The 20,200-nt window shown below is 72.7% G+C and carries 19 protein-coding genes; 13 read left to right on the top strand and 6 right to left on the bottom strand.

Going from position 1 to position 20,200, the window contains the following annotated elements:
- Positions 1 to 331: 331 nt before the first annotated feature.
- The 7 genes from TR49_RS33975 (at position 332) to TR49_RS33945 (ending at position 7,830) form a co-directional block, all read left to right on the top strand.
- The gene (locus TR49_RS33975; protein WP_152627599.1) at positions 332 to 1,270 is read left to right on the top strand and encodes a ParA family protein; all 939 of its coding nucleotides are present in this window, start codon (positions 332 to 334) and stop codon (positions 1,268 to 1,270) included.
- On the top strand, positions 1,267 to 1,968 hold the full coding sequence (locus TR49_RS33970; RefSeq protein WP_042388751.1) for a hypothetical protein: 702 nt from the start codon (positions 1,267 to 1,269) through the stop codon (positions 1,966 to 1,968). Before TR49_RS33975 ends, TR49_RS33970 begins: the two co-directional genes overlap by 4 nt.
- A gap of 68 nt (positions 1,969 to 2,036) precedes the next feature.
- The gene (locus tag TR49_RS33965; RefSeq protein ID WP_052434888.1) at positions 2,037 to 2,981 is read left to right on the top strand and encodes a segregation and condensation protein A; all 945 of its coding nucleotides are present in this window, start codon (positions 2,037 to 2,039) and stop codon (positions 2,979 to 2,981) included.
- Between the two features lie 953 nt (positions 2,982 to 3,934).
- Positions 3,935 to 4,510: an SMC-Scp complex subunit ScpB gene (scpB, locus tag TR49_RS33960; RefSeq protein ID WP_236653648.1), complete on the top strand. Its 576-nt coding sequence runs from the start codon at positions 3,935 to 3,937 to the stop codon at positions 4,508 to 4,510.
- A gap of 70 nt (positions 4,511 to 4,580) precedes the next feature.
- Positions 4,581 to 5,606 carry a pseudouridine synthase gene (locus TR49_RS33955; RefSeq protein WP_042388749.1) on the top strand — a complete coding sequence of 342 codons (1,026 nt, stop codon included), beginning with the start codon at positions 4,581 to 4,583 and terminating at the stop codon, positions 5,604 to 5,606.
- A gap of 4 nt (positions 5,607 to 5,610) precedes the next feature.
- Positions 5,611 to 6,213 carry a TetR/AcrR family transcriptional regulator gene (locus TR49_RS33950; RefSeq protein ID WP_042388747.1) on the top strand — a complete coding sequence of 201 codons (603 nt, stop codon included), beginning with the start codon at positions 5,611 to 5,613 and terminating at the stop codon, positions 6,211 to 6,213.
- 120 nt (positions 6,214 to 6,333) lie between these two features.
- Positions 6,334 to 7,830 carry a DHA2 family efflux MFS transporter permease subunit gene (locus TR49_RS33945; protein WP_042388734.1) on the top strand — a complete coding sequence of 499 codons (1,497 nt, stop codon included), beginning with the start codon at positions 6,334 to 6,336 and terminating at the stop codon, positions 7,828 to 7,830.
- 57 nt (positions 7,831 to 7,887) lie between these two features.
- Here the strand turns inward: TR49_RS33945 and TR49_RS33940 are convergent, their stop codons facing one another.
- Positions 7,888 to 10,032: a hypothetical protein gene (locus TR49_RS33940; RefSeq protein ID WP_042388731.1), complete on the bottom strand. Its 2,145-nt coding sequence runs from the start codon at positions 10,030 to 10,032 to the stop codon at positions 7,888 to 7,890.
- A 162-nt stretch (positions 10,033 to 10,194) separates the two neighbouring features.
- On the bottom strand, positions 10,195 to 10,533 hold the full coding sequence (locus TR49_RS33935) for a DUF952 domain-containing protein (RefSeq protein WP_042388729.1): 339 nt from the start codon (positions 10,531 to 10,533) through the stop codon (positions 10,195 to 10,197).
- Positions 10,534 to 10,666: 133 nt separating this feature from the next.
- On the opposite strand from TR49_RS33935, the gene TR49_RS33930 reads away from it, so the two are divergent.
- The 4 genes from TR49_RS33930 to der all read left to right on the top strand — a co-directional run bounded on the left by TR49_RS33930 (position 10,667) and on the right by der (position 15,409).
- Positions 10,667 to 11,791, top strand: coding sequence for a M24 family metallopeptidase (locus TR49_RS33930; protein ID WP_042388726.1), 1,125 nt, complete (start codon positions 10,667 to 10,669; stop codon positions 11,789 to 11,791).
- A gap of 203 nt (positions 11,792 to 11,994) precedes the next feature.
- The gene (locus tag TR49_RS33925; protein ID WP_042388724.1) at positions 11,995 to 13,077 is read left to right on the top strand and encodes a prephenate dehydrogenase; all 1,083 of its coding nucleotides are present in this window, start codon (positions 11,995 to 11,997) and stop codon (positions 13,075 to 13,077) included.
- A gap of 101 nt (positions 13,078 to 13,178) precedes the next feature.
- Positions 13,179 to 13,877 (top strand): (d)CMP kinase, encoded by a 699-nt coding sequence (gene cmk, locus TR49_RS33920; protein WP_042388722.1) that lies wholly within the window; start codon positions 13,179 to 13,181, stop codon positions 13,875 to 13,877.
- Between the two features lie 68 nt (positions 13,878 to 13,945).
- The gene (gene der / locus TR49_RS33915) at positions 13,946 to 15,409 is read left to right on the top strand and encodes a ribosome biogenesis GTPase Der (protein WP_042388719.1); all 1,464 of its coding nucleotides are present in this window, start codon (positions 13,946 to 13,948) and stop codon (positions 15,407 to 15,409) included.
- A 3-nt stretch (positions 15,410 to 15,412) separates the two neighbouring features.
- On the opposite strand, the gene TR49_RS33910 is transcribed toward der, so the two are convergent.
- Entirely contained in the window at positions 15,413 to 15,697 is a 285-nt protein-coding gene (locus TR49_RS33910; protein WP_052434886.1) for a hypothetical protein, read from the bottom strand.
- 163 nt (positions 15,698 to 15,860) lie between these two features.
- Positions 15,861 to 16,694, bottom strand: coding sequence for a DUF8842 C-terminal domain-containing protein (locus TR49_RS33905; protein WP_042388715.1), 834 nt, complete (start codon positions 16,692 to 16,694; stop codon positions 15,861 to 15,863).
- A gap of 538 nt (positions 16,695 to 17,232) precedes the next feature.
- On the opposite strand from TR49_RS33905, the gene TR49_RS33900 reads away from it, so the two are divergent.
- Positions 17,233 to 17,886, top strand: coding sequence for a LysM peptidoglycan-binding domain-containing protein (locus tag TR49_RS33900; RefSeq protein ID WP_042388714.1), 654 nt, complete (start codon positions 17,233 to 17,235; stop codon positions 17,884 to 17,886).
- A gap of 189 nt (positions 17,887 to 18,075) precedes the next feature.
- Complete coding sequence (locus tag TR49_RS46600) at positions 18,076 to 18,753, top strand: LysM peptidoglycan-binding domain-containing protein (RefSeq protein ID WP_052434885.1); 678 nt, start codon at positions 18,076 to 18,078, stop codon at positions 18,751 to 18,753.
- Here the strand turns inward: TR49_RS46600 and TR49_RS33890 are convergent.
- Positions 18,740 to 19,429: an ATP-binding cassette domain-containing protein gene (locus TR49_RS33890; RefSeq protein ID WP_042388711.1), complete on the bottom strand. Its 690-nt coding sequence runs from the start codon at positions 19,427 to 19,429 to the stop codon at positions 18,740 to 18,742. The genes TR49_RS46600 and TR49_RS33890 overlap by 14 nt on opposite strands.
- Positions 19,419 to 20,200: ABC transporter ATP-binding protein (locus TR49_RS33885; protein WP_063770243.1), on the bottom strand; the 782-nt coding region annotated here is incomplete at its 5' end. The genes TR49_RS33890 and TR49_RS33885, both read right to left, overlap by 11 nt.

The raw sequence follows: 20,200 nt of genomic DNA, 5'->3' as shown, positions 1-20,200 counted from the left end.
GTCGGCAATTGTCATATCGACATGTTGGTTAGTGCATCACCGGTGTGCTGGTTGACGCTACTGTGTCGTTGCTAGGCTGCGGTGCGGTGAATGCCGCCCAGTGGAGGGGGCAGAGCCCCGAAGCCCGGTCACTACGGCGGTCGCCAAGGAGGTTAGACGACTTGTGAATGAGTCGACAATTGCTCCCGGGAGTGGCGGCCCGCGCACTTTTGACGCACGTCAGCAGCAGCCCGGCTACCCGAGCCTGGAGTACCCGATTTCCGATCACGAGGCGCTGCGCTACGCGAGCGCGCTGGACGCCCCCGTCGAGCCTGGCCTGGTCCAGTCAGAGATGGCGGACGGTCAGTTCTACGACCCAGATGCCGAATACGAGCCGGACCCGGAGTACGCCGCCACGCTTGCTCCGGACGCGGCCCGTCAGCGCCGCGAGCGGGTCGGTCCCACGGGCCGGCCGCTGCCGTACTTCCCGATTCCCTCGCCCCCGAGCGAGCACGGGCCGGCGCGCATCATCGCGATGTGCAACCAGAAGGGCGGGGTCGGCAAGACCACCTCGACCATCAACCTGGGCGCGGCGCTCGCGGAATACGGTCGGCGCGTCCTCCTGGTCGACTTCGACCCGCAGGGGGCCCTCTCGGTCGGCCTCGGCGTCAACCCGATGGAGCTGGACCTCACCGTCTACAACCTGCTCATGGAGCGGGGCCTGACGGCCGATGAGGTGCTGCTGAAGACGGCCGTGCCCGGCATGGACCTGCTCCCCAGCAACATCGACCTGTCCGCCGCCGAGGTGCAGCTGGTCAGCGAGGTGGCCCGGGAGTCCGCGCTGGCGCGCGCGCTCAAGCCGCTGATGAACGACTACGACTACGTCATCATCGACTGCCAGCCGTCCCTCGGCCTGCTCACCGTCAACGCGCTGACGGCCGCTCACAGCGTCATCGTGCCGCTGGAATGCGAGTTCTTCGCGCTGCGCGGCGTCGCGCTGCTGACCGAGACCATCGAGAAGGTCTGCGAGCGGCTCAACCCCGAGCTGCGCCTGGACGGCATCCTCGCCACCATGTACGACTCGCGCACGGTGCACAGCCGCGAGGTGCTCGCCCGCGTCGTCGAGGCGTTCGGCGAGCACGTCTTCCACACCGTCATCGGCCGTACGGTGCGGTTCCCGGAGACCACGGTCGCCGGCGAGCCGATCACCACCTACGCGTCGAACTCGGTCGGCGCCGCCGCCTACCGCCAGCTCGCCAGGGAGGTGCTCGCCCGGTGCCACGTCGAGTGAGTCTCCCGGGGGCGGACGAACTGTTCCGGACCACCGGGGGGACCACACTCACGCCCGTGCCGCGCGCACCGGACTCCGCCGGGTCCCAGGCGCCCTCGCCGGCCTCGGCCCCGGACGAGTCCGCGCCGTCCGCCACGACGGCTCAGGCGACCCCCGCGGGCCCCGCCGCGTCCCAGCAGGGCCGCCCGGCCGATCCGGCCGGGGAGCACGGCGCGGTCGCCGCGCCCGGCGGCGCCCCGCAGGTCCCGCCGGCCCGTGGCGCGGCGCAGCTGGGCGGGATCGCCCGCGCTGAGGTGTCCCGCACCGACGCGCAGCGCGGCGAGACGTCCCGAGGTGATACGTCCCGCAGCGAGGCCTCCCGCGGCGCGGCCGCCGAGAGCGCCCGCCCCGTCTCCGCCGCCACCAGGGCGGCCCAGGCGGCCTCCGACGCGGTCTCCCAGCCGACAGCGGCCCGACGCAAGCCGCGCGCGCCCCGCTCCCGCCCCACCGGCCGTGAGCGGCACGAGGAGAAGATCACCGTCTACGTCTCCGCCGAGGAGCTGTTCGACCTCGAGCACGCCCGCCTCGTGCTGCGCGGCGAGTACGGCCTCGCGGTCGACCGCGGCCGGATCGTGCGTGAGGCGGTGGCCGTGGTCCTGGCGGACCTGGAGCAGCGCGGCGAGGCGAGCATCCTGGTGCGGCGGCTGCGCGGCCGCTGACGCGCGCCGAGGCGCGCCGAGGCGCGGCGCTCGCCCGTCGGGTGGGGGACAGGGCACGATAGGGCCCGATGACCACCCTGCCCGACCCCTCGCCCGCGCTGCCGCCCGAGCCGCCCGTAGCCGAGCCTCCCGCCGAGGAGGAGCCCTCCGGTGGCTTCCTGGTGCGCCTGGACAACTTCGAGGGCCCCTTCGACCTGCTGTTGAGCCTCATCGCCAAGCACAAGCTGGACGTCACCGAGGTCTCCCTGTCGAAGGTGACGGACGAGTTCATCGCCCACATCCGGGCCATGGGCCCGGACTGGGACCTCGACCAGGCCAGCGAGTTCCTCGTCGTCGCGGCGACCCTCCTCGACCTCAAGGCGGCCCGGCTGCTCCCCGCCGCCGAGATCGAGGACGAGGAGGACCTGGCCCTGCTCGAGGCCCGCGACCTGCTCTTCGCCCGCCTCCTGCAGTACCGCGCGTACAAGCGCGTCGCGGAGATCTTCGCCGCGCGCTGGGAGGCGGAGCAGCTGCGCCGCCCGCGCACGGTCGGCCTCGAACCGCAGCACGCGGAGCTGCTGCCGGAGGTCGTCATCTCGATCGGCCCGGAGGCCTTCGCGAAGCTCGCCGCCAAGGCGATGGAGCCGAAGCCCAAGCCGGTCGTCTACGTGGACCACATCCACACCCCCAGGGTCTCCGTCCGCGAGCAGGCGGAACTGGTCGTCGCGCTGCTGCGGGAGCGCGGCGAGGCGCACTTCGCCGAGCTGGCGGCGGACGCACCCGACGTGCTGACGGTCGTGGCGCGCTTTCTCGCACTGCTCGAGCTCTACCGTGAGAAGCTCCTCGCCTTCGACCAGCCGGAGGCCCTGGGGGACCTCCTGGTCCGCTGGGTCGCCGCCGGCGAGGTCGAGGTCGCCGCGGACCTCGGCGACGAGTTCGACGCGCCTCCGGCGCCGCCGGACGACGAGGACGACAAGAGCAACCGGACCGGCAAGAGCGACACGAGCGACAAGGGCAAGGAGCGGCACCCGTGACGGACGACTCGACGGAGTTCCCCACCGCCCCGTCCCCGCGCCGCCGCCTGGGCCTTCCCGGCCGGCCCCGCCCCGGCGAGCAGCTGGAGACCGTCTTCCGCGACGAGCTCCCGCCGACCGACGACTCCGCCCCCCTCCCGGGCTACCCGCTCACCCGCGACCAGGCTGCCGCCACCGCCGAGTGGCTCCCCGCAGCCGCCCCTGAGGCTCCGCCGGAGTCGGGCGGGGAGGCGGCGGCAGCCCTGGGCCAGGGGGCCGGGGCGCCCGAGCCTGAGACCCGGAGCGCCTCGGCGGTCACGGCCGCCCAGCCGGAGCCCGCGGAGCCCACGGATGCGCGGGTCGAGCCACTCGCGCGCACGGCCCTGGCCGCCCCCCAGCCCCTGACCGCCGAGCCCCTGACGGCCACGGCGCAGCGGGCGGGCGAGGAGGAGGCGCCTCCGGCGCCGGTGCGTCGCTTCGCCCTGGACGCGACGGCTGAGCCGGCTGGGGCGTCGGACATCCGGATTGCTGCCCCCGGGCAGGACCCGCAGCCCTCGGCGCCCCCGGCGGGGCCGGTGGCCGGGGAGGCGCCTGCGGTTGAACCTCGCGCCGCAGCGGAGTCGGCCGCCGAGCCGGACGTCTGGATCGAGCCACTCGCGCGCACGGCCGTGGCCGCCGCCGAGCCCCTGACGGCCACGGCGCAGCGGGCGGGCGAGGAGGAGGCGCCTCCGGCGCCGGTGCGTCGCTTCGCCGTGGACGCGACGGCTGAGCCGGCTGGGGCGTCGGACGTCCGGATTGCTGCCCCCGGGCAGGACCCGCAGCCCTCGGCGGGGCCGGTGGCCGGGGAGGCGCCTGCGGCGCCGTTCGCGCCTGGGTCTGCGCCGTCCGTGCCTGCGGCGCGGCGGAGTGGGCGGCGGGCCGCCGTCGAGGGGGAGGCGACGGGGGAGGCGGAGGTTCCCGACCCGCTCGCCGAGGTGCCGCTGAAGGCCGCGCTCGAGGCCGTGCTGATGGTGGTGGACGAGCCCACCACCGCCGCGCGGCTCGCGGAGGTGCTGGACCGGCCGAAGAAGCTCGTCGCCGCCGCGCTCACCGAGCTCGCGGAGGAGTACGACGCGCAGCAGCGCGGGTTCGAGCTCCGGTTCGTCGCCGGAGGGTGGCGGTTCTACACGCGCGCGCTCTGCGCGCCCGTCGTCGACCGGTTCGTGCTGGACGGTCAGCAGGCCCGGTTGACGCAGGCCGCGCTGGAGACGCTGGCGGTCATCGCGTACCGGCAGCCGGTCTCCCGTTCCCGGGTCTCCGCCGTGCGTGGTGTGAACTGTGACGGCGTGATGCGTACCCTGGTACAGAGAGGTCTGGTCGAGGAGTCCGGCACGGAACCGGAGACGGGGGCTTACCTGTACCGGACCACTCAGTACTTCCTGGAACGGATGGGGCTGCGCGGCTTGGACGAGCTGCCGGAGCTGGCCCCGTTCCTCCCCGAGGCCGACGACGTGGAGGCGGACTCGCAGGAGGGGTCCGCGATCGCCGAGGCGGTCGCGGCGGCAGAGTGACAGGCAGCAGCCCGACAGGCAGCAGCTTGACAGACGACGGACGACGAACAGACCGGGCAGCGGGTTTTTGATGCGTAGCGGTAACAGCAGGAACAGCAGCGGCGGCGGCGCCCGCAAGGGCGGTCAGGGCCAGCAGGGTGGCGGCGCGCGCCGAGCCCAGAGCGGTGGCCGCGGCAGCGGGAAGGGCACGCCGCGTCCGGAGGAGCGTCGTTACGACCGTCCGGAGTTCGGCGGCGGCCCGGACGCGAAGCCGCGGTACGGCACCGGCCCGCGCAAGGCCGCGCCCTCGCGTCCGCGCGAGCTGCAGGCGCGCGTCGAGGACGCCGTCCGTGCCCGCCACGACCGGCCGTCCAAGCCGACGGCGAAGAGCGAGCTCGAGGGCGAGCGCCTGCAGAAGGTGCTGGCCCGTGCGGGCATGGGCAGCCGCCGCGCCTGCGAGGAGCTGATCGAGCAGGGCCGCGTCATGGTCAACGGCGAGGTCGTGCGCGAGCAGGGCAAGCGCGTGAACGCGAACTCGGACAAGATCGAGGTCGACGGCCTGACCGTGGCCACCCAGTCGTTCCTCTTCTTCGCGCTGAACAAGCCGGCCGGCGTCGTCGCGACGATGGAGGACCCGGACGGCCGCCAGTGCCTGGGCGACTACGTGAACAACCGCGAGACGCGGCTGTTCCACGTCGGCCGCCTGGACACCGAGACCGAGGGCATCATCCTGCTCACCAACCACGGCGAGCTGGCGCACCGGCTGACCCACCCCAAGTACGGCGTGCAGAAGACCTACCTCGCGGCCATCCAGGGCCCGATCCCGCGTGACCTGGGCAAGCAGCTGAAGAACGGCATTGAGCTGGAGGACGGCTGGGCCCGCGCGGACGACTTCAAGGTCATCCAGAACGTCGGCAAGAACTACCTGGTCGAGGTGACCCTGCACGAGGGTCGCAAGCACATCGTGCGCCGCATACTGGCCGAGGCCGGCTTCCCGGTGGAGAAGCTGGTGCGCACCCAGTTCGGCCCGATCGCGCTCGGCGACCAGAAGTCCGGCTGGCTGCGCCGCCTGACCAACCCGGAGGTCGGGCAGCTGATGAAGTCCGTGGGGCTGTGAGCAGATGACGCAGGCGACGGCGCGGCAGGCGACGGCCGGACGCGGCCGGCTCACGCCCGAGCGGGAGGCGGAGCTCTACGAGCACGTCATCGCGCTGGTGCGGGAGCACGGCTACGACTCGCTGACGATGGACGCGGTCGCCGCCCGAGCCCACGTCAGCAAGGCGACGCTGTACCGGCAGTGGCGGGAGGGCAAGCCGGAGCTGGTCGCCTCGGCGATGCGGCACACCAAGCCGCTGCCGTACGAGGGCATCGACACCGGCAGCCTGCGCGGCGACCTGTTCGCGCTGGCCGACGCCGGGACGGACCTCGAGGACGACACCGTCTTCATGAGCGCGGTCATGCACGCGGTGCAGACCAACGAGGACCTGGGCGCCGCCCTGCGGGCGATGCTGGTCGAGCCGATGCGCCGGGTGCTGGAGCAGGTGATCGACCGGGCCGTGGAGCGCGGCGAGGTGCGGGCCGGCGCGGCCGCGGGGAGGTTCCTCGCCCACGCGCTCGTCGGCGCCCTTCCGGCCCGCAAGATCCTGGACGACACCTTCGCCGACCCGGAGTACATGAAGGCCTACGTCGACGCCGTCGTCCTCCCGGCGCTCCTCAACAGCTGAGCCTTCCGAACAGCTGAGACCGCGCTCACATACGCCCATCGAAACGAAACCGTTTCGATGGGCGTATGCTTTTGCCGGAGACGAGTACGAAACCGTTTCGTTCATTCGGTTGGAGGATCCATGTCGCAGACAGCGCTGACCCGCGCGAGCGCTGCCGCGGACCGTGCCCAGCAGGCGCCCGGCGGGCGCCGCTGGTGGGCGTTGGCGGTCATCGGCCTCGCGCAGCTGATGGTGGTGCTCGACGGCACCATCGTGAACATCGCCCTGCCCTCGGCGCAGCAGGCCCTGGGCTTCTCCAACGCGGACCGGCAGTGGGTGGTCACCGCCTACGCGCTGGCCTTCGGCTCACTGCTGCTGCTCGGCGGACGCCTCGCCGACCTGTTCGGCCGCAAGATCGTCTTCCTGGTCGGCGTCGGCGGCTTCGCGGCCGCCTCCGCGCTCGCCGGGGCAGCCGGGGACTTCTCCGTCCTCGTCACCGGCCGCGCGCTCCAGGGCCTGTTCGGCGCGCTCCTCGCGCCCGCCGCGCTGTCGATCCTCAACATCACCTTCACCGAGGCGCGCGAGCGCGCCAAGGCGTTCGGCATCTACGGCGCCATCGCGGGCGCGGGCGGCGGCATCGGCCTGCTGCTCGGCGGCCTGCTGACGGAGCACCTGAACTGGCGCTGGACCCTCTTCGTCAACCTCTTCTTCGCCGCCCTCGCGCTGGCCGGAGGCTTCGCCTTCCTGCGCAACGGACGGCCCGCCGACCGGCCCAAGCTGGACCTCCCCGGCACCCTGCTGGTCTCCGGCGGCCTCTTCGGCCTGGTCTACGGCTTCTCCAACGCCGACTCGCACAGCTGGAGCTCACCGCAGACCTGGGGCTTCCTCACCCTCGGCGGCGTACTGCTCGCCGTCTTCGCCTGGTGGCAGACCCGAGCCCAGCACCCGCTGCTGCCGCTGCGGGTCCTGCTGGACCGCAACCGCGGCGCGTCGTTCCTCGCCTCGGGCATCACCAGCGCGGGCATGTTCGGCGTCTTCCTCTTCCTGACCTACTACCTCCAGGAGACGCTGCACTACAGCCCGGTGCAGACCGGCCTCGGCTTCCTGCCGATGATCGGCGCCTTGATGGTCTCCGCGCAGCTGGCCACGCTCGTGCTGCTGCCGCGCATCGGCCCCAAGCCGCTGGTCCCGTTCGGGATGGCGCTGGCCGCGATCGCCATGGTCTGGTTCACCGGCCTCGGCCTGCACAGCTCCTACACCTCGGCCGTGCTGCCGCCGCTGCTGGTCATGGGCTTCGGCCTGGGCCTGATCATGCCGGTCGCCATGAGCCTCGCCACCGACCGGATCGGCGAGCAGGACGCGGGCGTCGCCTCGGCCGCCGTCAACACCACCCAGCAGATCGGCGGTTCCATCGGCACCGCCCTGCTCAACACCCTCGCCACCAGCGCGGGCACCCACTACATGACGGGCCGCCTGCCCTCGCCGGTGAACCTGGCCGACGCGCAGCTGCACAGCTATGCCACCGCCTACTGGTGGTCGGCCGGCTTCTTCGCCGCCGGACTGGTCCTGTCCGCGGTCCTCTACCGTCGCGGAAAGGTGCAACAGGACGCGAACGCGCCCGTCGCCGTCCACATGTGACGGTGCTTCATGTGAACGGACGACGGGCGCGGATCCCGGTGGAGTCGCCGTCGCGGACTACGCGGCGGCGGCCTGCGCCTGCTCGATCAAGAGGTGGGCCGCCCTGACCAGGCGGTCCGCCGCGGCGTCCGAGATCCGGTGGCGGCCGGTGGCCGCACCGTCCAGGACCGTCGCGATCTGCGCGGCCAGCGCGTCGCGCTCGTTGCCGAGCGTGGTGAGCGTCGCCTCGTCGGCGCGGTAGGTGGCGTCACCGGCGGAGGCGGACGAGACCCCCTTGTTCGACAGCTCCAGCGTCGCCGCGGCGAACGCGCCGACACCCGCGTCGATCTGCTTGTACGCGGCGGCCAGCTGTGCGTACTGCCCCGCGCTCGCCCGCAGCGCGCCGTGCAGGGCCTTCGTGTCCAGGAACGGGGTCAGCACCACGCCGTCGCCACGGTAGTCGCTGCGCAGCCCGGTCAGCGCCAGCAGCGTCGGCCGGATGTCGGTGTGGTCGGACCAGACCCTGTCCGTCACGCCCAGGTGCCGCACGCCCGGACCGGCCAGGCCCAGCCAGGTGGTGTCGATGTCGTTGGCGAAGTCCCCGTGGTTCCACGCGTAGGACGGACCCAGGGCCACGCACGTCGAGTTGCAGTTCGCCGCGGCGCCGTAGACGTAGTAGTCCGGGTTCGCGAACGAGGTGAACGTCGGCGTGCGGGCCGCGTCGCCGGTGACCATGTGGAGCAGCTTCATCTCCGTCCGGTCGGCCAGGTACCGGTTGACGGTGTCGGTCTGCCCGGTGATCGGGTTGACCGCCGTGACCTTGGACCAGGCCTGCTCCAGCGTCCGGGTCTTCGGGTCGCCCTGGGCCGGGTCGCCGGTGACGTAGAAGTTCGGCGCGGAGTCCGCGTGCAGCGCGAACGGCGTGGTCGCGCCCTGCTCGGTGGCGAGCAGACCGTTCGCGTTCGCGTTGATCTCGCCGATCTGCTGGTAGGTGCACGGGACCGTGACGCCGTCGCAGTTCGCCGGGCTCGGCGTGCCGCCCACGAAGTGGTCGTTCTCGTCCGCGGTCACCACGAACTCGGTGTTCCTGGTGGTGATGCCGTCCTTGGCCAGCCGCGAGAAGAAGGCCGCGAAGGCGTTGTCGTACGTCTTCAGCTGCGCCACGTAACCGGCCTCGCCCGGCCCGAACGCGCCGTACGGGGCGACGTGCCGGTCGTGGGCGTCGGAGATGTAGGCGAAGGTGACCGGCACGCCGGACTCCTGCATCTGCGCCACGTAACCCAGCGAGTTGGCCGCGCTCATCGAGTCGAAACCGGGGAAGCCCGGGTTGCCCTTGGCGTCGGTGATCGGCGTGCCGTCGGTCGCCTTCACCACGCCGGTGGCGGAGATCGCCGGATCCACCGACTTGGCGCCGAACAGCGCCTGGTAGCCCTGGTAGCCGTCCGGCTCGTCCGGCAGCAGGTCCGGGGACGCGCCCGTGCCCGCGGACCGGCACAGCTTCGAGCCCTTGGCGCAGTGGATGCCGATGCCCACGTAGTCCGTCTGCGCCTTGCCCGGGTCGGCCTTGGCCTCGGCCGCCTCGGCCGAGTTCGGCCCGAACACCTTGTTGATGTCGACGGTGGTGTTCTCCAGGACCGTGTTGGCCACGGAGACCGCGCCGTAGTCGCAGCCGGCCCGGGTGTAGGAGACCCAGGGCGCCGGGGTGTTCTTGCCCTGCGGCGTCACCATCGTGTAGCTGGGGTCGCTCGGGGTGGGCACCGAGGTGTCGGCCACGCCGTCGGTCCAGTAGGCGAAGCTCGCCGCGCTGTTGCTGGTGCCGTCGGGGTTGAAGTACCGGTACGAGTTGGACACCGCCTGGCCGTGCCGGTCCCCGTACAGACCGGTCAGCGACGTCAGGATGTCGTTGCCGGTGTGCGCGATCAGCGGGGTGTGGTGGTTGGTGTCCACCAGGCCGTTGGACGTCAGGAAGTTCAGCAGATGCGGCATCTGCTCCAGGTCCGACGGCACGTTCGGGTTGTCCCGGGTGAAGTGCACGTTGTCGAACTGCAGGTAGATCACGTGCTTGAGGCCGGGGTTCGCCGTGTCGAGCGTGCAGCTCCCGGCGTGGTGCTGTGGTGACGGCTGCGGGGCCGCGGCGGCCGGGATCGCCGCGGCGCCCCCGATGCCCAGCCCGGTGGCCAGCCCGGCGGCAACCGCCAGGGCCACAACCTTGCTCCTGCGCATCCTGCTCCTTCGTCGTGGTCGTGTGTCCATGACGCGCGTAGAACGTGACGGAACACAGTGACACGCGAGTCGCGAACGCGAAAGAGGGCGCACAGGCACGCCATATGTCCTGCACATGAATTGACGGACAATCACCGCATGGCGCGGGCTGCGGGGCCGGGCTCAGCTCCAGACGGCCAGCGAGGCCCAGCGCCCCTCCGCGTCCCGCCGCACCTCCAGCATCCCGACCACCGCGGCCCGGTTGACCGGCCCGTAGACGTGCGGATACGTGCCGCCGTCCTTGGCCTCCTCCCACCGCACCGGCGGGTCCAGCACGCCCTCGTCGACCAGCAGCACCATCAGCGGCCCGCGCGCGGCCCGGAAGCGGGCGTTGGCCACCTCCAGTGCCTGGTCCTCGTCGGCGGAGCAGTGGATGAAGCCCTCCAGCGCCAGCGAGGGTGTGGTGTACGGGCGGTCCGGATGTTCCAGCCATGCGTCCAGCGGCGTCAGGTGGAAGAGCATGTCCTGTTTGTACCCCAGTCGGAGCCCGTCGAGTAGTGGGTCGACGTGACCACCGACGCGACGTCGACGACCCCGTGCCCACCGACCGCGTGGACCGACTGCGTCGGCGGTTGCGACGTGATGGACTGATGCCATGGCACACGATGCGAGTCACAGCTCACCCGCCGACCGGATCGCCCGCGCACGGATCGCCGCGCGCGTCGCCGGGCTCGACGCGCTGCTCATCACCCCCGGAGCCGACCTGCGCTACCTCACCGGCTACGAGGCCCTCCCGCTGGAACGGCTCACCTGCCTCGCGGTCCCCGTCGAGGGCGAGCCGTTCCTCGTCGTCCCGCTGCTGGAGCAGCCCGCCGCCGAGGCCTCGCCCGTCGGCGCGCTGGACCTCGAGATCGTCGCCTGGCGCGAGACCGAGGACCCCTACGCCCTCCTCGCCTCCCGCCTCCCCTCCGGCACCAAGCGCATCGGCCTGGACAACCACATGTTCGCCGAGAAGGTCCTCGGCTTCCGCAGCGCCCTGCCCGGCGTCGAGCAGGCCCTCGCCGGCGGCGTCCTCGGCGAGCTGCGGATGCGCAAGGGAGCGGCGGAGGTCGCCGCGTTGCTGGAGGCCGCCCAGGCCATCGACAAGGTCCACTCCGCGATGGAGGAGTGGCTGCGCCCCGGCCGCACCGAGCGCGAGGTCGGCCGCGACATCGCCGACGCGATCATCGCCTCCGGCCACACCCGGGTCGACTTCGTCATCGTCGCCTCCGGCCCGAACGGCGCGTCCCCGCACGCGGAGGTCTCCGACCGCGTCATCCAGCCCGGCGAACCGGTCGTCGTCGACATCGGCGGCACGATGCCCTCCGGCTACTGCTCCGACTCCACCCGCAACTACTGCGTCGGCCGCCCGCCCGAGCGCTACGAGACCCTCTACGAGGTGCTCCTGCACGCGCAGAAGGAGCAGTGCGACGCGGTCGCGCCCGGTATCACCGCCGAGCAACTGGACGCGGTGGGCCGCGATCTGATCGCCAAGGCGGGCTACGGCGACTACTTCATCCACCGCACCGGCCACGGAATCGGCCTGGAGACCCACGAGGAGCCCTACATCGTCGCCGGCTCCCCGCTGCCGCTGGAGGCCGGCATGGCCTTCTCCATCGAGCCCGGCATCTACCTGCCCGGCGAGTACGGCGCCCGCATCGAGGACATCGCCGTCTGCACCGAGGAGGGCGGCGAACGCCTCAACCTGACGAGCCGGGAGCTCCGGATCCTCGCCGGGTGACGCCACCTGACCCCCGAGGCCGTCCCGTCTTGCCCAGCGGACAGAAGTTTCCGCACGGTATCCGCCCCGTTACGGTGGCGGTCTGCGGCTTCGCCGATCGGATCGGACTGCGCCACGATCCGATCGGCCGCCGCGACGCCGTCGGCCAAGATCGGCGATGATGTCCACGTAGGGACCACAGAGACCGACAGGACGTACCCCGCATGCGCACCGCCGTCGTGATCGGCACCGGACTGATCGGCACCTCCGCAGCCCTCGCGCTCAGCGAGCGCGGGATGACGGTCCACCTGCGCGACGCGGACCCCGACGCGGCCCGCACGGCGGCGTCGCTGGGAGCCGGCACCACCGAGCCGCCCACCGGGCCCGTCGACCTGGCGATCATCGCCGTCCCGCCCGCGCTCGTCGGACGCGTCCTCGCCGACGCGCAACGTGAGGGCCTCGCCCGCGCCTACACCGACGTGGCCAGCGTCAAGGACGGTCCCCGGCAGGACGTCGTCGCGCTGGGGTGCGACACCACCAGTTACGTCGGCAGCCACCCGATGGCCGGCGCCGAGCGCAGCGGGCCCCTCGCCGCCCGCCCCGACCTCTTCGACGGCCGCACCTGGGTGCTCACGCCCCTGCCGGACACCTCCACCGACACCCTCAACGCCGTGCTCGAGCTCGTCGCCCTGTGCGGGGCCGTCCCCGTCCTGATGGACGCCGCCGCCCACGACCGCGCCGTCGCGCTCGTCTCGCACACTCCGCAGGTCGTCGCCTCCCTGGTCGCGGCGCGGCTGGAGCACGCCGCCGAGAACGCGGTGCGCCTGGCCGGGCCCGGCATCCGGGACACCACCCGGATCGCCGGGTCGAACCCGGCGATGTGGGTGGAGATCCTCAGCGCCAACGCGGGTGCCGTCGCCGACACCCTGGAGGACCTCGCCACCGACCTCACCGGCGCCGTCGCGGGGCTGCGCGCCCTGCAGGCCGCCGACGAGGACAAGCGCGGCGAGGGCGCCGTCGCCGTCGAGGACGTGCTGCGCCGCGGCAACGCGGGGCGGGCCAGGATCCCCGGCAAGCACGGGGCGCCGCCCACCCGGTACGAGGAGGTCACCGTCCTCATCGGCGACCAGCCGGGCGAGCTCGCGCGTCTCTTCGCCGACGCCGGCCGCGCCGGGGTCAACATCGAGGACGTCGCCATCGAGCACTCCACCGGCCAGCAGGCCGGTCTGGTCAAGCTCAGCATCGCCCCGGTCGCGGTACCGGGCCTCTCCGCGGCCCTGCGCGAGCACGGCTGGCACCTGCGCTGACCGGCTTCTGGCGGCCGTGAGCCGGAAGCGGCCGGACGGGTGGTCGCGGACGGTAACCTTGACGTGGACCCACGCCCCCACGTCGTTAAGGAAGCCGCCCCGTGGACAACTCCTCTGCCCCGGTCGTCGTCGTGCTCGACGGCCCCGCCGGCACCGGAAAGTCGACCGTCTCGCGGGAGATCGCCGCGCGCCTGGGCCTGAGCTTCCTGGACACCGGCGCGATGTACCGGGCCGTCACGTTCTGGATGCTGGCCAACGAGGTCGACGTCGACGACGCGGGCGCGGTGGCGGTCGCCGCCGACAAGCCCCACGTCGTCTCCGGCACCGACGCCGACGGCCCCACCATCACGGTCGACGGCGTCGACGTCTCCGGCCCGATCCGCGAGCAGGCCGTCACCGCGGCCGTCAGCGCGGTCAGCGCCGTGCCCGAGGTGCGGACCAGGATGGTCGAGCTGCAGCGCGCCTCCGCGCTCGCCGCGGGGCGCGGCATCGTCGCCGAGGGGCGCGACATGGGCACCGTCGTCTTCCCCGGGGCCGACCTCAAGGTCTTCCTCACCGCGTCCGCCGAGACCCGCGCGTCCCGTCGGGCCGCGCAGCTCGGGGTCAGCGACCCGCACGAGATAGCCGCCATCCTGGCCGACATCAACCGCCGCGACGCCGCGGACTCCGGCCGCGCCACCGCGCCGCTGCGCAAGGCCGACGACGCCGTCGAGGTCGACACCAGCGAGATGAGCCCCGAGCAGGTCATCACGCACATCATCGGGCTGGTGCGCGAGCGCGCCGCCGCCCGGCTGGGCTGAGCCTCTCCGAGGTCACGCAGCCCCCACACGCCACCAGACAGCCGAACACGAGAGTTGGCACCGCGCACATGAGTAACGAGAACGTCGGGCACGTGGCCGGGCACGGCGAGCTGGGCGACGTCGAGTACGCAGAGTTCATGCAGCTCGCCGAGGAGGAGGGCTTCGGTCTCGACGAGATCGGCAACCTCGACGAGGACCACACGCCGATGCCCGTGCTCGCCGTCGTCGGCCGCCCGAACGTCGGCAAGTCCACCCTGGTCAACCGCATCATCGGCCGCCGCGAGGCGGTCGTCGAGGACCGTCCCGGCGTGACCCGCGACCGGGTCAGCTACGACGCCAACTGGAACGGCCGCAGGTTCAAGGTCGTCGACACGGGCGGCTGGGAGATCGACGCGCTGGGCCTGGAGGGCCTGGTCGCCCAGCAGGCCGAGCAGGGCATCGAGGCCGCCGACGCCGTCCTGTTCGTCGTCGACGCCGTCGTCGGCGCGACCGACACCGACGACGCCCTGGTCAAGCTGATCCGCCGCTCCGGCAAACCCGTGGTGCTCTGCGCCAACAAGGTCGACGGCCCCTCCGCCGAGGCCGACGCCGCCGCGCTGTGGAACCTCGGCCTCGGCGAGCCCTACCCCGTCTCCGCCCTGCACGGCCGTGGCTCCGGCGACATGCTCGACGCCGTCCTGGAGGCACTGCCCGAGGCGCCGCAGCAGCAGTTCGGCGTCCAGGTCCTCGGCGGTCCGCGCCGCGTCGCCCTGATCGGCCGCCCGAACGTCGGCAAGTCCAGCCTGCTCAACAAGGTCGCCGGCGAGGACCGCGTGGTCGTCAACGAGCTCGCGGGCACCACCCGCGACCCGGTCGACGAGATGATCACCCTCGGCGGCAAGACCTGGAAGTTCATCGACACCGCCGGCATCCGCCGCCGCGTCCACCAGACCGCGGGCGCGGACTTCTACGCCTCGCTGCGCACCGCGGCGGCGCTGGAGAAGGCGGAGGTCGCCGTCGTCCTCGTCGACGCCAGCGAGTCCCTCGCCGAGCAGGACACCCGCATCATCTCCATGGCCGTCGAGGCCGGTCGCGCGGTCGTCATCGCCTACAACAAGTGGGACCGCCTCGACGAGGAGCGCCGCTACTACCTCGAGCGCGAGATCGAGCAGGACCTGGTCCAGGTCCAGTGGGCGCCCCGGGTCAACGTCTCCGCCCGCACCGGCCGGCACATGGAGAAGCTCGTCCCGGCGATCGAGGCCGCGCTGGAGGGCTGGGAGACCCGTGTCCCGACGGGTCGCCTCAACGCGTTCCTCGGCGAGCTGGTGGCCGCCCACCCGCACCCCGTGCGCGGTGGCAAGCAGCCTCGCATCCTCTTCGGCACCCAGGCCGGCACGAAGCCCCCGCGCTTCGTGCTGTTCGCCTCCGGCTTCATCGAGGCGGGCTACCGACGGTTCATCGAGCGCCGCCTGCGCGAGGAGTTCGGCTTCGTCGGCACCCCGATCTCGATCTCGGTCCGGGTGCGCGAGAAGCGCAACGCCAAGAAGAAGTAGCCCTCACACCGACCCGGGCGGCAGCGAGAGCCGGCTGCGGTGCCGCCCGGGCGCCTGCGGGGTGTGGGGGGAGCCGAAGTCGGCGAAGTAGGGGAGCTTGAAGTTCTCCTCACCGGTGCGGTCCCCGGGCAAGGACCGGAAGAGCCGCCGGAACTCGGCGTAGAGCGCGTCGTAGATGGGCGTGTCCCGCTCGGCGCCGCGCTCGAACGCCGGCCGCATGGCCGGAATCGCGGTCGTGGCGGGCCAGGCGAGGCGGGGAGTGGTGGGGTAGGTCTCGAAGGCTTGCACGCCATGGCCAACGAGACATCAGCCTCCAAGATGCGGGTTCGCTGCAACCTTTAGGGGCGCGGGGCTCTGCCGATTCGCGGCCCCGTCGCATGGGCGCGGGCAGCCACCGGAGTGCGGATGACCCGTGGGTCGAGGACCATCCGCAGGCCAGTGGTTGTTCGGTTCAGGTGCCTGCCAGGGGCAGCGTCGCGCCCAGGAGAAGGCCCTTGCGGGCGCCGTTGTCGAGGGCGTGCCGGAGCAGGTCCTCCCGGGGCTGACGGCCGATCGTGCCGTGCGGTGCGGCGTACATGATGACCTCCGCCTGCTGCGAGGCCGCGCTGCGCCAGGCCTCCGTGACCTGGAGCGGGGCGTGCGCTTGCCACCAGGCGTTCGTGCCGCCGCCGGGCGCGGGCTGGAGGACGGCGTGCAGCTGACCCATCGCCATCAGGACGGACCAGCCCCGCAGCTGCGCGGGGGCGTGCTCGACCTCGGGGATCAGCTGGAAGCCGTGCTCCTGGAGCAGCTCCACGAACGCGTCCTCGCCGATGCTCATCCCGGGGCGGCCCACCGGCCCCGTCGGCTCGACGACCAGCGCGGCGCGCGGCGTGCCCTGACACAGGACCAGGCCGCAGGTGACGCCCAGCACCGCGGGGGCGACCTGGCCGCCCGCGGGGCTCGGCACCGACTCCGGCACGTGCAGCTCGGGCGCGGGCGCCACCGGCTGCTCCACGCCGGGCGCCATCGACGCGCCGATGTTGCGGACGGCGCCCTGCAACTGCTCCTCGGAGACCTCGACCACCTGGGAGGGGATGCACCGGGCGTGGGCGAAGGCCAGCACCGCCGTCTCCTCGCCCACGAACAGCACCGTCGCCGTCGGCTCCTGCGTCACGTCGCCTGGCGCACGGCAGGAGGTGCAGTCGTAGCGGTCTGGGGCGGTGCCACCGCCCAGCAGGCGGTCGGCCTCGTCGTCACCGATCTCGGCACGGACCTCGTCGCTGACGTCGATCATGCGCTGCACGAATGACTCCTCGAATCGCGGGGGCCGGAGCGCGACTGCCCGGCCGTGATGACAAACGCACGGATGTGGTCGGGGTCACGGTTCCGGTGCTCCGAGCACGGGAAAGAGGTGCGATTCGGTCACCCGGGAGCGTCTCGCGGTGACCCTCTGTCTACCGTGTGGGGCACCTCACGCGGGCTCAGAGGGCCTTTTCTGTGAGCCAGGTCACGAATGAACGGATTTGACGCTTCGACAAAATTCCCAATTTGGACATTCAGTACAGGACTTCAAGATTTTTACTTCCGGTAACCAGCGCGTGAGCTGGGACTTCGCTCGGAGGTTTGAGTCGCACCCCGGACCTTTCCTACGGTCGTTGGCGTCGGTGCAACGAGCACCGCCCGGGTTCGCCCGTCTCAGCACAGCCCTTGCCGCGCACCGTCGCGTGGCGATGCGGCAGTGCCCGCCGCCGCACAGGACAGGTCGGCGGCGAGTGACGGAAGCGAGGGCACGGACGCGCAGAGCGCGCAACAGCCCGCCCGGGAGTGTCGAAAGGCTTTTCATGAAGTTCCGCGTTCGTACCGCTGCCGTCGCCGCCACCCTCGTCGCGGCCCCGGTCGCCGGTCTGCTCTGCGCGACCAGCGCCTCCGCCGCCTCGGTCTCCACCTGGGACGCGGTCGCGCAGTGCGAGTCGGGCGGCGACTGGTCGATCAACACCGGCAACGGCTTCTACGGTGGCCTGCAGTTCACCTCCAGCACCTGGGCCGCCTACGGCGGCACCCAGTACGCCGCGGAGGCCAACCAGGCCACCCAGGGCCAGCAGATCGCCGTCGCCGAGAAGGTTCTGGCCTCCCAGGGCCCCGGCGCCTGGCCCGTCTGCGGCCCGAAGGCCGGCCTGACCGCCGGTGGCGCCCCGGCGTCCGTCGACACCTCCTCGAACACCGGCTCCTCGACCAACTCCGCCGCCTCCGTGCAGCAGAGTGCCCCGGCCCCGGTCAAGAGCGCCCCGGCTCCGGCCCCGGCCAAGTCCGCTCCGGCCCCGGTGCACCACACCGCCGGCGCCAAGGGCAACTACACCGTCAAGTCCGGCGACACGCTGAGCAAGATCGCCGCCGCCCACGGCACCAACTGGCACTCCCTGTACGCCGCCAACAAGAGCGTCATCGGTGGCAACCCGAACCTGATCTTCCCGGGCCAGGTGCTGAACCTCGGCTGAGGCTCCGTCTTCGGTCGTGTGACGACAGCAGCGACAGCAGCGCGGTCCACCGCTTCGGCGGTGGGCCGCGCCGTCGTGCTGTTCCCGGTGTGCTGTCCCCGATGTGGGCTGCGCCGAGGGAGTGAGGTCTCGGCGTGGCGATTGATATGACAATCGGACCTGAAGGGAGCCGACATACCGTCAGCTTCCATGGGCGTAGCTCGACGACGTCTTCTGACCGGCGGCGCCATCGGTGCGGCCTCGCTGGTCTGTGTGCTGCCGGTGGTCTCCGACGTCGCGTCCGCTCAGGTTCCGGGCCGCGTCTGGGACCGGCTCGCCATGTGCGAGAGCAGCGGCCACTGGCACATCGCCACCGGCAACGGCTACTACGGCGGCCTGCAGATCTCCCTGGAGACCTGGCGCGAGGCCGGCGGCAGCCGCTACGCGTCACGCCCCGACCGCGCCACCAGGGCCGAGCAGATCGCCGTCGCCGAGGCCATCCTCGCCTGGCAGGGCTGGTCCGCCTGGCCCAACTGCTCCCGCGGCCTGACGGGCCGTCCCCCGGTGGGCGCGACCCACAGCCCGACCCCGAAACCGTCCAAGAGCCCCACCCCCACCTCCAGGCCGACGCCGACCTCCACCTCGACGCCGACGCCGACGCCGACGCCGACATTCGCGCCGACCCCGACACCCACGCCGCCCGTCACACCCACGCCGCCCGTCACGGTCCCGGCCAGCTACGTGGTGCGACCCGGCGACCAGCTCGTGGCGATCGCGCACCGGTTCCGCCTGCCCGGCGGCTGGCCCGCGCTGTACGCGCGCAACCGCGCGCTGATCGGGCCGCACCCCGACGACCTCGTCGCCGGGACGGTGCTCAGGCTCCGCTGAGCGGCGGTGGCGCCTGCCGCTCGCGGGCGGCGACGACATCGCCGCGGCGCAGCTCGTAGACGTAGTCCCAGGCGGCCTCGTCCGGCAGGGCCTGCTCGGCCAGCAGCACCGTGCGGCCGGAGGCGACGAGCGACGCGAGCGAGGCGTGCACGCGGGCCACCACCTCCTCGGCCAGGCCCAGGCCGAACTCGTCCAGGAGCAGCAGCCGGGCGGGCGAGGTGAGCACCCGGCAGAGGGCGACCATGCGCTGCTCGCCGCCGGAGAGGGTGCCGGCCGTGCGCGGCAGCAGCCGGGACAGCTCGGGGAAGAGCTCGACGCCGGCCTCGACGCCGCCGCCGAGCGGCCCGGGGACGACGAGGTTCTCGGCGACGGTGAGCGAGGGGAAGACGGCCTGCTCGGCCGACAGAAGTGCGATTCCGAGACGCGAGCGCCGGTACGTGTCGAGAGCGGTGATCTCGCGCGCGGCCACTGCTCCGCCCCGGCCGTGCCAGAGCACCCGCCCCGCCGCCAGCGGCACCACACCCGCCAGCGCGTGCAGCGCGGTGCTGCGCCCGCTCCCGTTCCGCCCGACGAGCACCGTCATCGCTCCCGCCGGGACCGCCAGGTCCACGCCGTGCAGTGCCTCCAACGGCCCGTACCGCACCCGCGCCCCGCGCAGCTCGATCTCAAGCGCCATGCGGCACCCCGCCCGAACCACTGACCCCGCCCGAACCACTGACCCCGCCCGGCACCCGGCCGCCCTGGAACTGTGCCCGCCCGGCCCGCATCACGTGCACGCCGTTGGCCAGTTCGTCCACCAGCTCCCGATCGTGCTCGACGAGCAGCAGCGCGAGGCCGCCGTCGGCCAGCCGATGCAGCAGCTCCACCAGCAGCGCCGTCTCGCGCTGATCCAGACCGGCCGCCGGCTCGTCCAGCAGCAGCGCCGTCGGAGCCATGGCCAGCGCCCGGCCGAGCTCGACCAGCCGCAGCGTGCCCGTCGGCAGGTCCGCGGCCGCGTGGTCGCGCAGGGCGGCGAGGCCCAGCAGCCGCAGCACCGCATCGGTCTCCTCGACGGCGGAGGAGGTCAGCCGCCCGGAAGCGGCCTGCTCCGCGCCGACGCGGATGTTGTCCGCCACGGTCAGCCCGGGGAAGACGGCGAGCTGCTGGAAGGTGCGGGCCAGGCCCAGCCGGGCACGGGCGTGCTCGGGCAGGCGGGTGATGTCCCGGCCGCCGAGCAGCACCTGGCCCCCGTCCGGGCGACCCGCGCCGCTCAGGCAGTCGAACAGCGTGGACTTCCCGGCCCCGTTCGGGCCGGTCAGCGCCGTGATCCGGCCCGGCGGCACGGCCAGGGTCACTCCGTCCACGGCCGTCACGCCCGCGAAGCGCCGGGTGACGTCCCGCGCCGTGAGCCGCTCGCCCGCCAGCCGCGGCAGTACCGGCAGCGCCGCCTCCGCCGCGGGCGCGGCGG

The organism is Streptacidiphilus melanogenes (assembly GCF_000787835.1).
Taxonomy (GTDB): domain Bacteria; phylum Actinomycetota; class Actinomycetes; order Streptomycetales; family Streptomycetaceae; genus Streptacidiphilus; species Streptacidiphilus melanogenes.
The sequence above is the reverse complement of the archived record's forward strand: the minus strand, read 5'-3'. Positions and strand labels throughout refer to the sequence as shown.